General features: G+C 61.2%; 12 protein-coding genes. 8 read left to right on the forward strand and 4 right to left on the reverse strand.

Features of this window, described 5'->3' with window-relative positions; translation table 11 throughout:
• Positions 1 to 7 precede the first annotated feature (7 nt).
• The 3 genes from lipA to HYP802_RS0106680 form a co-directional block, all read right to left on the reverse strand.
• Positions 8 to 967, reverse strand: coding sequence for a lipoyl synthase (lipA, locus tag HYP802_RS0106670; protein ID WP_024275393.1), 960 nt, complete (start codon positions 965 to 967; stop codon positions 8 to 10).
• A 165-nt stretch (positions 968 to 1,132) separates the two neighbouring features.
• Positions 1,133 to 2,296, reverse strand: a complete 1,164-nt coding sequence (locus tag HYP802_RS0106675) for a L,D-transpeptidase (protein ID WP_013946368.1) — start codon at positions 2,294 to 2,296, stop codon at positions 1,133 to 1,135.
• Positions 2,297 to 2,752: 456 nt separating this feature from the next.
• Complete coding sequence (locus HYP802_RS0106680; protein ID WP_013946370.1) at positions 2,753 to 3,010, reverse strand: hypothetical protein; 258 nt, start codon at positions 3,008 to 3,010, stop codon at positions 2,753 to 2,755.
• A 159-nt stretch (positions 3,011 to 3,169) separates the two neighbouring features.
• Here HYP802_RS0106680 and HYP802_RS0106685 point away from each other — a divergent pair, with 159 nt between their 5' ends.
• The 3 genes from HYP802_RS0106685 to HYP802_RS0106695 are packed head-to-tail and all read left to right on the forward strand — an operon-like array spanning position 3,170 to position 6,415.
• On the forward strand, positions 3,170 to 3,595 hold the full coding sequence (locus tag HYP802_RS0106685) for a cupin domain-containing protein (protein WP_024275394.1): 426 nt from the start codon (positions 3,170 to 3,172) through the stop codon (positions 3,593 to 3,595).
• A 50-nt stretch (positions 3,596 to 3,645) separates the two neighbouring features.
• Positions 3,646 to 5,391 (forward strand): gamma-glutamyltransferase, encoded by a 1,746-nt coding sequence (gene ggt / locus HYP802_RS0106690; RefSeq protein WP_024275395.1) that lies wholly within the window; start codon positions 3,646 to 3,648, stop codon positions 5,389 to 5,391.
• Between the two features lie 25 nt (positions 5,392 to 5,416).
• A complete protein-coding gene (locus tag HYP802_RS0106695) occupies positions 5,417 to 6,415 on the forward strand; it encodes an FAD-dependent oxidoreductase (protein WP_024275396.1) in 999 nt (332 codons plus the stop codon).
• Here HYP802_RS0106695 and HYP802_RS0106700 read toward each other — a convergent pair.
• Positions 6,374 to 9,817: an acyl-[ACP]--phospholipid O-acyltransferase gene (locus HYP802_RS0106700; RefSeq protein ID WP_024275397.1), complete on the reverse strand. Its 3,444-nt coding sequence runs from the start codon at positions 9,815 to 9,817 to the stop codon at positions 6,374 to 6,376. The genes HYP802_RS0106695 and HYP802_RS0106700 overlap by 42 nt on opposite strands.
• A 167-nt stretch (positions 9,818 to 9,984) precedes the next feature.
• Here HYP802_RS0106700 and thiS point away from each other — a divergent pair, with 167 nt between their 5' ends.
• From thiS to hemH, 5 genes are all read left to right on the forward strand, one after another.
• Positions 9,985 to 10,203, forward strand: coding sequence for a sulfur carrier protein ThiS (gene thiS, locus HYP802_RS0106705; protein ID WP_013946375.1), 219 nt, complete (start codon positions 9,985 to 9,987; stop codon positions 10,201 to 10,203).
• Between the two features lie 33 nt (positions 10,204 to 10,236).
• On the forward strand, positions 10,237 to 11,052 hold the full coding sequence (locus tag HYP802_RS0106710) for a thiazole synthase (protein ID WP_013946376.1): 816 nt from the start codon (positions 10,237 to 10,239) through the stop codon (positions 11,050 to 11,052).
• Between the two features lie 28 nt (positions 11,053 to 11,080).
• Positions 11,081 to 11,683 carry a thiamine phosphate synthase gene (locus HYP802_RS0106715; protein WP_013946377.1) on the forward strand — a complete coding sequence of 201 codons (603 nt, stop codon included), beginning with the start codon at positions 11,081 to 11,083 and terminating at the stop codon, positions 11,681 to 11,683.
• Between the two features lie 121 nt (positions 11,684 to 11,804).
• On the forward strand, positions 11,805 to 12,857 hold the full coding sequence (locus HYP802_RS0106720; RefSeq protein WP_013946378.1) for a CHAD domain-containing protein: 1,053 nt from the start codon (positions 11,805 to 11,807) through the stop codon (positions 12,855 to 12,857).
• A 40-nt stretch (positions 12,858 to 12,897) separates the two neighbouring features.
• Complete coding sequence (gene hemH / locus HYP802_RS0106725; RefSeq protein WP_013946379.1) at positions 12,898 to 13,959, forward strand: ferrochelatase; 1,062 nt, start codon at positions 12,898 to 12,900, stop codon at positions 13,957 to 13,959.
• The last annotated feature ends 38 nt before the right edge of the window (positions 13,960 to 13,997 follow it).

Below are 13,997 nucleotides of genomic sequence, written 5' to 3' on the forward strand. Positions count from 1 at the left end.
ATTCGGGCTAAGGCGAGACGCGGGCGCGGTGGGCCGCTTTGAGGCGGCGGAAATCATCGCCTGCGTGGAATGACGACCGTGTAAGCGGCGAGGCGGCGACGAGCAGAAAACCTTTGGCGCGTCCGACTTGTTCGAGACCGGCAAACTCATCCGGCGGGACGTAGCGCTTGACCTCGGCGTGCTTGCGCGTCGGTTGCAGGTATTGTCCGACCGTCAGGAAATCGACGTCGGCGGAACGCAGATCGTCCATGACCTGTAGAACGTCTTCGCGTGTTTCGCCAAGGCCTACCATGATGCCCGATTTGGTGAAGACACTCTGGTCGAGTTCCTTCGCCCGCTGCAGCAGCCGCAGCGAATGGAAATAGCGCGCGCCGGGGCGAATTTTCAAATAGAGGCCCGGTACGGTTTCGAGGTTGTGATTGAAGACGTCCGGGCGGGCTTCGATGACGACTTCAAGTGCGCCGTCCTTGCGCAGAAAATCCGGCGTCAGAACTTCGATGGTCGTCTCGGGAGATGCCGTGCGGATGGCACGGATCGTTGCGGCGAAATGGGCCGCGCCGCCGTCGCTCAGGTCGTCGCGATCGACTGACGTGACGACGATGTGCTCAAGGGCGAGTTTGGCGACGGCATCAGCGACGCGCGTCGGTTCGTCAGGATCGAGCGCGGAGGGCAATCCCGTTGCGACGTTGCAGAACGCGCAGGCGCGCGTGCAGACGCCACCCATGATCATCATCGTGGCATGGCGTTTCTGCCAGCAGTCGCCGATGTTGGGGCAGGCGGCTTCTTCACAGACGGTGTGCAGGCGATGGCCGCGGACAATCGAGCGGGTTTCGTCGTAGCCCGCCGAGCCGGGGGCGCGCACGCGTAGCCAGTTCGGCTTGGGCAGCGCCGGGGTATCGGTGTGCGAAGCTTTCTCGGGATGGCGCGGACGTGGCGGCATGCCGACGGTATCGAGCAGAGTGGTCAAGGTCGCCATCTGTCCAACTGAAGGTTGGCCGAGCATAGCCGCCGTGGCGGTCAGATTGCAACAAGACCTAGGGCTAGGCTGACCGGCGACAGACGCGGGGAAGGATAATAAAAAGGGCGGCTCGTGGGAGCCGCCCTCGCATTTCCAAGGCCGGATCGTGGCGGCTTATTGCACGCGAACCGATGCCTGCTGGACATGAGCAATTTCGCTGCTCGAAACCGATGCCTTAGTGGCACGAGGCGTCGCGTCGGATGCCCGTGTCGCAGCTGTCGGCTTGACAGGGTCGGGAACTGCAACCGTCGGGTCCGTGGACGGATCGGAAGCCGAGGGGACTTTCGCGACAGCAGCGGCCGTCGGCTTCTTTTTGGCGGCCGAGGCGTTCGTTGCTTTCTTCTTCGGCGCGTCGGTCGGGGCTTGCTCTTCAATTACGGCGCGCGCTTCGTGAACCTTCTTTGCGGGCCTTTCCGCTTCGGCCTTCTTCTCGGGCACGAAATCGTCATCGTCCTTCGTGGCGTCGCGCGCGTTCTGCTGATCGTTCTGCGGCTCCGGTTCAGAGGCGGAAGCGGTCGCAACCGGCTTCTTCGGCTCGTCCCAGAAGAACAGGCTTTCGATGCCGCCGCCCGTCGATTGCTTGGCGGCCGTCTGCTCGGGCTGTTGGCTTTGGGCGGGCGCCGCTGCTGCGGCTCGCGGGTTCGAGTCCTTGTCGGTATAGCGCGGCAGGTTGCTGCCATCCGAGATGGTCTGCGTCTTGAACTGCTGCCACGTGACCGTCACGCGCGTTCCGACCGGCACGCGCGGATAAAGGTCCAGCACGTCCTGGTTCGTCATGCGGATGCAGCCGTGCGAAACGGCCTGGCCGATGGTCCACGGCGCGTCGGTGCCGTGAATGCGATAGGCGCTGGAGCCCAGATACATAGCGCGAATGCCGAGCGGGTTCATGGGATGGCCGCCCGGTACCCAACGCGGCAGGCGCGGGTTGTTGCGGACCATGTCGGGGGTCGGCGTCCACGGTGGGTTGACGCGCTTTGAAGAGACTTTGGTAACGCCTTGCCAGCGGGCTTCACCGGTCGGGATGGCGACCGGGTAGGTCAGCGCAACGCCCGGCTTCATGATCCAGTAGAGGCGGCGATCGGAGAACGAGACAATGATCTGGCCCGGCTTATATTGCGGGTCGAACGAGACGACGCTGCGGCCACCGCCATATTCGGGGCTGCCACCCCAGAGAAAATCGACGAGATCCTCGGCTTTGGCCGAAGACGCGGAAACCAGTCCGCCAGCCATGATGAGGGCGGCGAGAGCTAATCCGCTGAGGCGACGTGGCAGATTCATCGGGGGGATGCTCCGGTTTGGCAACAATAGTTAACAATGCACAGAACGGGTGATCATCCTGTGCGCCGAATTATGAAGAGCGGGTATAGTTCAGGACCGTTTTTATCGGCAGAGCAGGGAAGTCACAGTGGGGCGCCGATTGTGCTCGGATCGCTGACTTTCCAAGAGTTTTCGAAATTTTCGCACTGCGTGTTGCGGTTCGATGACGGGGGCAGACGATGTTCGTTCTTTGTCTGAACCAGTGCCGGCTTCGACAGGGCTGTGGTGGGAACAAAATAGGAATATCGGCCGCGTTGTGCCGCGTCCGTTTTCGAGACGATCGTTCAGCATGGATTGCGGGTGTGCGGAAACACTGCAGCTGCGGCCGTGACTCGTAGGGGCTCAGACATCATCGCGCGAAACAGGCCGACGGAATTTGGCCGCGCGATGATGTTGGTCAGCCCTGCTATCGAGAGCTTAGTTGCAGGCGTTCTGCCAGGAGGTGCACTGGGTGCCGAATGTGCCAGGCACACATTTGGTGTGAACCGGGCCTTTGCCGGTGCGGCCCTTGCCCTCGATGATGTTCGCGAGACCGTGGGTCGACATGATAACGGCGAGGTCGTGGGTCAGGCCATCGCCGACCGCTGCAACTCTGACGCAACTGCCGGCCTGAGCCGTTACGGAAAGCGCACACGTTACTGCAGCCACTGCAAACCCGAGTTTCAATGAGCGCATTTGCCCCTCCAGATCGAAATGGTCTCCCCGGCCGGAAACTAGCGGGTGCACATTCGAAAGACAGCCACTGTCAAAGCGCCATAAACAAGGGAATTGCGCCGCGTGCCGGATTTGCCACTGCGGGGCACTGTCGAGACCAGGAAACTCGAGGTTCTATTCATGAGCGAAAAGCAGGAAGCTTCGGCGACGGGCCGTTTCGATATCGCCGAGGTCGCTGCGTCGTTTCCCGGGACGGCTGCGACTCTGCTCGTCGACCGTTACCTCACGAACAGGGAGGCTGCGAGCGCGCGGGTTTTCCGCGTCTACAAGCCGACGCCGCCGCATTATCACGCCACGTGCGACGAGTATCTTTACGTGTTTTCCGGTCGCGGCACGTTCTGGATGAAAGATCCGGCGACGATTGCGGAATTCCGTCCCGGTCAGCTATTATTCTTTGAAAAGGGGACGGTCCATGCGCTCCCCGATATCCTTGAAGGACCAGTGGTATTTCTTTCGGTCGATACGCCGCGGCGCGATCCCAAGGATATCATCTTCGTCAACCCTGAAGACGGAACGCCCGAGAGTTTCATCCAGCAAAGCTATTGATCTCCGCACGCGCTTTGGGCCGGGTGCGGCACACCCTCCCCGGAGATGGAATGACGTTTCGAATTTTACTCGCCGCTTCGTGTCTGCTTGTCGCTACCGTAGCGTCGGCGCAGGAATTTCGGCCGCCGCCTGAGGCAGCATCGGGAACAACCGAGAAAGCACTCGTTACCGCCAAACGGCATATGATCGCTGCGGCAGAGCCGTTGGCGGCGGAGACCGGCCGCGAGATTCTGCGTCGCGGCGGGTCGGCAGTCGATGCTGCAATCGCGGCGGAGATGGTGCTTGGGCTGGTCGAGCCGCAGTCGTCGGGGCTCGGCGGCGGCGCTTTCATCATGTACTGGGATGCGAAGACGCGTTCGGTCACGACGTACGACGGACGCGAAACGGCGCCTGCCGCCGCGAAGCCGGACCGCTTCCTGACCAAAGACGGCAAGCCGATGGCCTTCGAAGATGCCGTTTTGTCGGGCCTGAGCGTCGGCGTGCCGGGCGTGTTGCGCGCTCTTTATGTGGCGCATGAAAAGCACGGCAAGCTGCCGTGGAAGGATTTGTTCGATCCGGCGATCAAGCTCGCGGAGAACGGCTTTCACGTTTCGCCGCGGCTTGCTGTTCTGCTTGCGAAAGACGACCCGCAAAACTTTGCGCCGAAAGCGCGCGCGTACTTTTACGAAGGCGGAACGCGGCCGCGTGCGGATGGCGAATTGCTGAAGAACCCGGCATATGCCGCAACGCTTCGCCTGATCGCTGATGAGGGGCCGGAGGCTTTTTATTCCGGCGATATTGCTAATGCGATCGTTGCGGCTGTGCAAGGCGCGACAAGCATCAAAGGCGATATGACCGCCGCCGATCTCGCTTCGTACACCGCGCCTGAGCGGACGCCGGTTTGTGTCGATTATCGCGGGCGTAAGGTCTGCGGGATGGGGCCGCCGTCGTCGGGCGGGTTGACGGTCGGCGCGGTGCTGAAGCTCATCGAACCGTTCCCGCAAGTGCAAGGTCCGGCTGCGGCGATGACCGCGCCAGCGCTGCACATCATCTCGGAAGCTGAAAAGCTCGCGTATGCCGATCGCAATCGCTACATCGGCGATCCCGAGCGCATTCCTGTTCCCTCGGGTTTGCTCGACGATGGCTACCTCGCCGAGCGGAGGAAGCTGATCGATCCGAAGAGAGCGATGGAGAAAGCCGAGCCGGGTCTGCCGCCGGGACTCGCGAAGAAGACATTCGGCGTCGATGCGACGTATGAGGTGCCCGGCACGACGCAGATGTCCATCATCGACGATGATGGCAATGCGTTCTCGATGACGGCGACCATCGAGAGCGCGTTCGGTTCGCATCTGTGGGCGAAGGGATTCCTGCTCAACAACGAGCTGACGGATTTTTCGTTCAAGCCTGTCGACGATCATGGCATGGCTGTCGCTAACGCCGTCGAAGGTGGAAAGCGTCCGCGTAGCTCGATGGCGCCGACGATCGTGTTAAGCGCGGACGGGAACCCCGAGATCGTGACCGGCTCGCCAGGTGGCTCGCAGATCATTCTCTATGTCGTGAAGACGCTCGTTGCGATGATCGATTGGGATATGAACGCGCAACGGGCGGCGTCTCTGACCAACTTCGGCAGCCAGGGCGGACCGGTATTGATCGAATATTCGCAGCCGATCCTTTGGCCCGCTTATGAACTTACGCTATACGGTCAGGCCGTCGCTGGCGCGACGATGACGTCGGGCGTCAATACGGTTGCGCGAGATGGCGCTTTGCTCGAAGGCGGTGCAGATCCGCGCCGCGAAGGTGTAGCGCTCGGCGATTGAGAGGAAGCAGCAGGCAGCTTTAGACGTGAGCAATTCGACCATCACCGTCGTCGGTGCAGGCATTTTCGGCCTTTGGCAAGCTTATACGCTGGCCAAAGCCGGCTATCGCATTCGCCTCATTGAGGAAAGTAGCGCGCCGTTTGCGCGGGCATCGAGCCGTTGGGCGGGTGCAATGATCGCGCCGGAATGCGAGGCGGAAGGCGCGCCGCCGATCGTTCGTGATCTCGGCCGCGAGGCGTTGAAGATCTGGCGCGATATGTATCCGGCGACGATCGACAACGGCACGCTCGTCGTCGCGCATGCGCGCGACGCAGGAGATCTGGCGCGCTTCCAAAACATGACCGAGGGACATGACCTCGTAGGTGCGGCGCGCATCGGCGAACTCGAACCTGCGCTCGCAGGCCGCTTCGAGCGCGGGCTCTATTTCGAGGTCGAGTCGCATCTCGATGCGCGGAAGGCACTGGATTGGCTTCTCGATCAAATTCAAGCGCTGGGCGGAGAGTTCCATCTCGGCGTCCAGTGGAAATGTAACGCGGACGGCATTGTCGTTGATTGCCGAGGCATTGGTGCGCACGGCGATCTCAAGGCATTGCGCGGCGTGCGTGGTGAGCGCGTGCTGATTGCAACTCCAGACGTGTCGCTCGCGCGGCCCGTGCGGCTGCTGCATCCGCGGCAGCCGATCTATATCGTGCCACAAGGCGACGGACGGTTTGTGGTCGGCGCAAGTGTGGTTGAGCGCGAGGACGATGGACCGATGACGCTCAAATCGGCGCTCGATCTTTTAGGCTCCGCCTATGCACTGCATCCGGCATTTGGCGAAGCCTCGGTATTGGAAATGGGCGCAGGCGTTCGGCCGTCGTTTCCCGACAACGTTCCGCGCATCGTCGTTGAAGACGGCGGCAAAGTTATCCGCGTCAACGGCGCGTACCGGCACGGGTTCCTACTGGCGCCGGTGCTCGCGCGCGAGGTGCTGGCTTACCTCTCAGACGGCCGGCGTGAGGGGCTTCTGTTCAGCGCCCCCTGACGTCGTCTGTTTTGCGGCAACGATCTCCTTGGCAAGCGCAAGGCTGGCGACATAATCGGGCTTGCCGGTGCCTAACAGTGGGATCTTGCTGACAACGAGAATTTCCGCCGGGACCATCAGCTCCGTCGTACCTTTCTGGCGAGCGAATTTCTGGAAATCTTCGCGCTTACATTTGGCGTCGGTTGTCAGCAGCACAAGGCGTTCGCCTTTGCGCTGATCGGGAAGCGCGACGACAACGGTCGTCTGTTGCGGCCAGAGTTCCGCGGCGAGCGCCTCGACGGCAGACAGCGAAATCATCTCGCCGCCGACCTTGGCGAAGCGCTTGGCGCGGCCCTTGATGAAGATGAAGCCCTGCGCGTCGATCTCGACGATGTCGCCGGTGTCATGCCAGCCTTCGGCCGGCGGTTCGAGGACGCCGGGATTTTCCGCGCGATAATAACCGAGCATGACGTTCGGGCCGCGGACGTAGAGGCGGCCGCCTTGCTCGATGCCGGGCACCGCTTCGAGCTTGTAGTCCATCAGTGGTGACATGCGCCCAACGCTGTGCGCCTTGTTCGCAAGTGGGGTGTTGAGCGCGAGGACAGGCGCAGTCTCGGTGACGCCGTAGCCTTCGAGAATGCGTACGCCGAAGCGGTCCATGTAAAGCTGGCGCGTGCGGTCTTTGATGGCTTCGGCACCGGCGACGACCAAGCGTACGCGGGCGAAGTCGTAAGGGTGGGCGACGCGGGCGTAGCCTGTCAGGAACGTATCGGTGCCGAACATGATCGTCGCGTTCGACTGATAGACGAGTTCCGGAATGATCCGATAGTGCAGAGGCGTTGGATAAAGAAAGATCGGCACGCCAGCGACGAGCGGCATCAGTACGCCTGCCGTCAGCCCGAACGAATGGAAGACGGGAAGAGCGTTGAAGACCTTATCGGTGCCGTTGCATGCGACCCGCGTCAGTGTCTGTGCGCAGTTCGCGAGCAGATTGCGATGCGAAAGTACGACGCCCTTCGGCGTGCCTTCGGAGCCCGACGTGAACAGAATGGCGGCCGGAGCGTTGTAATCGACCGCCACCTGTGGGCGGGTGCCTTGCATCAGGCCCTTGACCTTGTCGGCGAAGGTGATCATCGGGCGAATGTCTTCGAGATAAACGACGCGCACGACGCCTTCGAGCGCTTTGATCAGCGGTTCGAGATGTCCTTTTTCGACGAACACGCGCGACGTCAGAACGATGCCGACCTTCGCAGCCTTGCACGCCGAGACGACGTTTGCCGGGCCTGCAGAGAAGTTCAGCATCGCAGGGACGCGGCCGATCGTCTGCAGCGCGAAGAACGTGACGACGACGCCAGCCGAGTTCGGTAACAGGACGCCGACGGATGATCCGACGGGCGGCAGCATTGGCGCGATCTTGGCGCCCAGCACCTGTGCGCCGACAATCAGCTTTTTGTACGTGAGCTTGGTGCCGAGTGGATCTTCGATGGCGGCCTTGCCGGTGTCGCGGGTCTGATGGGCCAACACGAGTGCTTCGAATAGCGTCTGGTCGATCGGCGTCGTCAGCACGGCGGTGTCGGTCATGATGTCTTGCAGGGCCGCTCCCGCTGCCTGACGTCGGGCTTTGCCACGAAGGACCGGATCGATCTTGAGCCAGACGGGTGGCAGGATCGTCACCGTCGTTTTCGGGAACCAAGCTTTGCGTGTTTGCGCTTTGCTGAGGTAGCCGAAGTGCGAGCGTTCGAGGCCATCGATGCGCACAGGGATAATCGGCGCGTCGGCCTTGTCGGCAATCATGGCGGTGCCGTCGTAGACCTTCATCAGGCCGCCGGTGACCGTAAGGCGACCTTCCGGAAAGATGACGATGGACGTTCCTTCTTTGACCGCGGTGATGAGGCCGCGCATGCCGAGCGGGCGTGTCGGGTCAATGGTGTAGAAACGCGTGAGCTTCAGGAACGGCTTTGCCCACCATGTTTGCGCAATCATCGTGTCAACGGCATAGGCCGTGTGCGACGGCACCAAGGCGTGCATGAGACCCGCATCGAGCAGGCTGACGTGGTTTGGCGCGATGATCGCGCGCTCGCCGGCCTTGGGAAGGTTTTCGCGGCCATGCACCTCGAGTCCAAAGAACGTCTTGAACAGGAACAGGCTGACGTCTTTCACCCCCTCGGCGCCCCACGCGCGGAGGACGAGCGCAACCACGACGATGTTGGCGAGGCCGAGGCCCGCATAAAGCGTGGCGACGGAAATTTTTTCGAACTGCAGAGCGGCGATCAGTAGGCCGACGACGGTCATAAACGCAGCCGAGAGGACGTTGCAGCCCGCGATGACGCGCGAGCGGTGATCGACCGGCGACCAAGCCTGCACCGCGGCAAACGCGGGCACGATGTAGAAGCCGCCCGCGATCGCGATGCCTGCGAGATCGATAAGCATGTGGAGTCCGCCGAGCGTCGTGAGCACGTCCCACGGCGTCATTGGCGTCGCGGCGGGCTGTGTTCTTGAAGCGAGCCAGGCGAGATCAAGCAGGAAAATGCCCATGAGCAGAGCGCCGATCGGAACGAGGGCGAGGTTCGGGCGGTTGGAGCTGGCGCGGGCGGCGACGACCGATCCGAAAGCGACGCCGACTGCGAATGTGAAAAGCGCCAACGTGTAAACGGAGGGGGCGCCGTTCAGCACCTGTGGAATGAGATTCTGCAACAGCGCGAGGACGCCTGCGCCGACGAGCCAGAACCATGAGGTGATCAGTGCGCCTTGCCAGATGCGTTTGTCGCTGCGCAGATCTTTCAGCAACGTGATTGTCGAGGTTGCGATGTTTCTGTCGATCTTGAGATCGGGCACGGATGACGGCGCGGGCGGGATCTGGCGTGCGGACAGCCAGCCCAGAACCGAAATGCAGATGATGGCGCAGGAGACCGCGATCAACTCGGCGTGGCTGCCGGAGGCGAAGTTGCCTCCGACGGTGCCGATCAAAATGGCGATAAACGTTGCGCCTTCGATCAAGGCGTTGCCAGATGGCAATTCCTTCACTTCGAGGTGTGATGGCAGCAGGCCGTATTTCACCGGGCCGAAAAAGGCGCTCAGGGTGCCGAACAGGATCAGCGCAACGAACAGCAATGGCACGGACGGGATCAGGAAGCCCGCGGCGGCAGCGACCGCAATTGGAATTTCGATCAACCGGACGCGCGCGGCGACTTTAGCCTTATCGAACTTGTCGGCCAGCTGGCCCGCGAGTGCAGAAAAGAGGAAGAACGGCAGCACGAGCGCGGCGCCTGCCAGTGTGCCCAACGCCGCGCCATTCTCCATCGCCAGCTTGTAGACGACGAGCATGGCCAACGCGTTCTTGAGCAGATTGTCGTTGAGCGCCGCCAGCAGCTGGCTCCAGAACAGCGGAGCGAAACGGCGCGACGACAACAGGCGGGCGAACATGTGCGGCGGTCCTTGTTCTGCGAAGCGGAGAGATGGAAGGGAGCAATGCGGCGGATTGGCGGGACCTTTTTGATCGATTTTGACGATATGAGGTAAAAAATCGGCATGCTCTCTGGTAAACGATGTTGAAATTCCCATGTCCGGCGATCAGGTCAGAAGATAGGGCGATGGTACAACACGAGGCCAGGATCGAACTGGTCGTCAACGGCCGAAAAACCGAAAGCGTGGCCCGTACGCTCGCAGCTCTGATCGAAGAGCAAGGGCTTGCCGGTGCCAAAGTCGCGACCGCGCTTAATGGCCAGTTCGTGCCCGAGGCGCGGCGTGCTACGACGGCGCTCGACGGCGGCGATCGGGTTGAGATCGTTTCCGCGCGCCAAGGTGGTTAGATCTGGGCGGCTAGATGAGGCCTTTGGGTCGATATGAACATTCGTGACGACAAGCTGCACACGGCGCAGAGCCTTTTGATCTACGGCGAGACGGTTGCATCGCGGCTTTTGCTTGGGACAGCAGGCTATCCGTCTCCAGCGATCCTGAAAGGTGCGGTTACGGCTTCGGCCGCGAGCGTCGTGACGGTGTCGCTGCGTCGCGAGGCGGCCGGCGGTAAGCTCGGTGAGCGGTTTCTCGAAATCATTCGCGACCTCGGCGTGCGCGTGCTGCCGAATACGGCCGGGTGCCGGACGGCGGGCGAGGCGATCACGACTGCGCAAATGGCGCGCGAGCTGTTCGACACGAATTGGATCAAGCTCGAAGTGATCGCGAACGACGACACGTTGCAGCCCGACGTCTTCGGATTGGTCGAGGCGGCGGGTGTGCTGACGCGCGACGGCTTCAAAGTGCTTCCGTATACGACGGAAGATCTTTCAGTTGCCGAGCGGCTGCAGCGCGCAGGATGCGAAGTCATCATGCCGTGGGGCGCGCCGATCGGCAGCGGACGCGGTTTGGCCAATGCTCCAGCGCTAAAGAGTTTGCGGGCTTATTTCCCTGACGTCACGCTCGTCGTCGATGCGGGTATCGGCGCGCCGTCGCACGCGGCATTAGCGATGGAGCTAGGCTACGACGCGGTGCTGCTCAATACGGCAGTCGCCAAGGCTGCCGATCCGGTGCGCATGGCGGCCGCTTTCGCAGCTGCGATTCAGGCGGGACGATTGGGATACGAAGCTGGTCTCATTCCGGCGCGTGATATGGCCGTGCCCTCAACGCCCGTCGCAGGCACGCCGTTTTTCGATCTCGATTGAGTAGCGGCGGTATCAGAGTTTTCTGCAGATGATCCTCGATCGCTTTTATCCCATCGTGCCGGATGTCGGCTGGCTTGAGCGCATCGTGCCGCTCGGTGTGACGTTCGTGCAGCTTCGGATCAAGGACGCGTCAGCAGCGGATATTGCGGCGCAAGCCAAACGTGCCAATGCGTTTTGCAAGGAGCGTAGCTGTACGCTTGTGCTCAACGACTATTGGGAAGCAGCGCTGGACGCGGGCGTCGGTTTTATCCATTTAGGACAGGACGATCTGCGCGACGCTGACCTCGAAGCCATCAAGCTTGCGGGGATCAAGCTCGGGATCTCGACGCACGATATTGTCGAACTCGATAACGCGCTGGCGGCCGAACCTGATTATGTGGCGCTCGGGCCGATCTATGAAACGAAGCTGAAGGCGATGGCTTGGGCTCCGCAAGGGCTTGATAAAATTAAGGAATGGCGGCGGAGGATCGGTGCATTGCCGCTCGTTGCAATCGGAGGTTTGACTCCGGAGCGCGCCGCCGGAGTATTAGAAGCCGGCGCCGACAGCCTTGCTGTGATTACGGATTTCTTTACAGCGCCGGATCCAGAGGCGCGGATCAAACTCTGGTTGCGACAGTTGCAAACTCGATAGACGGGCGAATTTCGTGTTAACCAGGACCTTGTCAGCGCACTCGTTTATGACAGTTTTGTGTGGTTCGAATTTACGCTAACGATTTCCCCGTCCTCGCCCGAGTTCAGAGCCGTTTCTGCGTATGCCGTATCGCTTCAAAACCCATGAGCCTGTTGAAAAAGGCTTTCGCCGGATTGCGCGCGAGCAGTTGGACGCCGCCTTGGCTGAACTCGCTGGGGTGGCTGTCGGACCTAAAAACGTCCACGAGTGCCGTAAGTCGCTGAAGCGGTTGCGCTCGCTCGTGCGGTTATCTGCCGATGCCATCGGCGACGATAAGGCTCGGCAGCGGAATAAGGCGCTGGGTGAGATTGCCAGACTGCTGTCAGCGCGCCGCGACCGCACCGTCATGCTGGAAACAATCAGCAAACTTTCGAACGATGTTGCGAATGCTGCGGCGTCGCTTGCGCCGCTGAAGTTGGCGCTGACGGCCGAGACGCCAGACGAGCCGGAAACGCTTGATCCCGATATTGCGCGCAGGGCGCAGCATCTGTTGGAGCGCGAAGCCGCAAAGTTCGCGAAGATGCCTTTCGGCAAGCGTGGCTTTGCTGCGCTCTCCCGGGGGCTTACGGAAAGCTATCGCAAAGGACGCAAGGCATCGAAGTATGCCTACGAAGAACCGACCGACGAGAATTTTCACGATCTGCGCAAGGCGGTGCAATGGCATTGGCGGCAGATGTCGCTTTTGTCGAAGGCGTGGCCCGATGAATTTGCCGTCAGGGCGCACGCGGCACGCGAACTTTCGCAGTTGCTCGGCGACGACCATGATCTGGCAGTACTGATTGCAGCGGCGGGCAAGTCTCCAGCGATGACCGATGAGCAGAAAGATGCTGCAGTAACTCTCTGTCGGCAGCAGCAGCAACTCTTGCGCGCCACAGCGGAATATCGCGCCAAACGACTCTTTGCCGAGAAGTCTGACGCTTTCGTTGGCCGCGTAGCATCCTATTGGCGCTGCAGCCGTTCGATCGATCCGCAGCTTGAAGTCCAGCCTGCGTCGGGCCAAGTAGGTGCTCAGGACGAAGCCGCGCCGGTTGCGGCGAAAGTCCGGGATCCGGCACCGGAACTACGGCCCGCTCCGGCAAAGCCGAGAATGGCCGCGAAAGACGAGACGCGTGCTCCGTCGCAGCGCCGGGCCTGATCCGGTCGGATCACAATAAATGCCGGCGTTGGGAGAGCGAATGAACGAGGTTCCGAAACAAGGTGATTTCGACAGTGAACGGACGGCGCTGCCGGGAGAGCATGCGCCTGTCGCGCTCGGGCGGATCGGCGTTCTGCTGCTCAACCTCGGCACGCCAGACGGTACGAGCTATTGGCCGATGCGGCGCTATCTCAAGGAGTTCCTCTCCGACGACCGAGTGATTGAGGAACCCAAATGGAAATGGTGGCCGATCCTCAACCTCATCATCCTCACGACCCGCCCGTCCCGCAAAGGTCGCGACTACGCGACGATCTGGAATAACGAAAAGAACGAAGGTCCGCTGAAGACGATCACGCGGAATCAGGCCGAACGGCTGGCGCAGCGGCTCGGCAACGATCCGCGTGTCATCGTCGATTGGGCGATGCGCTATGCCAATCCGACGACGGAAAGCCGGATCAGGGCGCTGAAGGAGCAAGGCTGCGACCGCATTCTGCTGGTCCCGCTTTATCCGCAGTATTCCGCGGCGACGACGGCAACAGCGAACGATCAGGCCTTCCGGGCGCTGATGAAGATGCGTTGGCAGCCGGCGATCCGGACGTCGCCCAGCTATCACGATCATCCGGCTTATATCGGGGCTCTGGCGACGTCGATGCGTGCGGAGCTTTCGAAGCTCGATTTTGAGCCCGAGAAAATCATCGCAACATTTCACGGTATGCCGGAGAAGTATTTCGCGGCGGGCGATCCTTATCATTGCCAATGCCAGAAAACGTCGCGGCTTTTGCGTGAGAAATTGGGAATTCCGGAAAGCCGGTGGCTGACGACATTCCAATCGCGTTTCGGTACCGATCCCTGGCTGCAGCCCTATACTGACAAGACTGTCGAAGCATTGGCGAAATCGGGTGTGAAAAAGATCGCGCTCGTTGCGCCGGGCTTTTCTGCCGATTGTCTCGAAACGCTTGAGGAACTTGATCGCGAGAACCGGCATATCTTCGAGTCGAACGGCGGAGAAAAATTCGCCTATTTGCCGGCTCTCAATGATAGTCCCGAAGGGGTGGACGTTATTGAAGTGGTCGTTCGGCGCGAACTGGCGGGATGGCTTTAGACACTGGAAAGTGGCCAATATTTCTTATTGGCCACTAA

The sequence above is a fragment of the Hyphomicrobium sp. 802 genome (assembly GCF_000526135.1).
Classification (GTDB): Bacteria; Pseudomonadota; Alphaproteobacteria; order Rhizobiales; family Hyphomicrobiaceae; genus Hyphomicrobium_B.

Excerpts from the sequence above, each read along its gene's own strand:
- hemH (WP_013946379.1), top strand. The coding sequence starts at position 12,898 with ATGAACGAGGTTCCGAAACAAGGTGATTTCGACAGTGAACGGACGGCG.
- thiS (WP_013946375.1), top strand. The coding sequence starts at position 9,985 with ATGGTACAACACGAGGCCAGGATCGAACTGGTCGTCAACGGCCGAAAA.
- HYP802_RS0106720 (WP_013946378.1), top strand. The coding sequence starts at position 11,805 with ATGCCGTATCGCTTCAAAACCCATGAGCCTGTTGAAAAAGGCTTTCGC.
- HYP802_RS0106680 (WP_013946370.1), bottom strand. The coding sequence starts at position 3,010 with ATGCGCTCATTGAAACTCGGGTTTGCAGTGGCTGCAGTAACGTGTGCG.
- HYP802_RS0106700 (WP_024275397.1), bottom strand. The coding sequence starts at position 9,817 with ATGTTCGCCCGCCTGTTGTCGTCGCGCCGTTTCGCTCCGCTGTTCTGG.
- HYP802_RS0106675 (WP_013946368.1), bottom strand. The coding sequence starts at position 2,296 with ATGAATCTGCCACGTCGCCTCAGCGGATTAGCTCTCGCCGCCCTCATC.
- HYP802_RS0106715 (WP_013946377.1), top strand. The coding sequence starts at position 11,081 with ATGATCCTCGATCGCTTTTATCCCATCGTGCCGGATGTCGGCTGGCTT.
- HYP802_RS0106685 (WP_024275394.1), top strand. The coding sequence starts at position 3,170 with ATGAGCGAAAAGCAGGAAGCTTCGGCGACGGGCCGTTTCGATATCGCC.
- HYP802_RS0106710 (WP_013946376.1), top strand. The coding sequence starts at position 10,237 with ATGAACATTCGTGACGACAAGCTGCACACGGCGCAGAGCCTTTTGATC.
- ggt (WP_024275395.1), top strand. The coding sequence starts at position 3,646 with ATGACGTTTCGAATTTTACTCGCCGCTTCGTGTCTGCTTGTCGCTACC.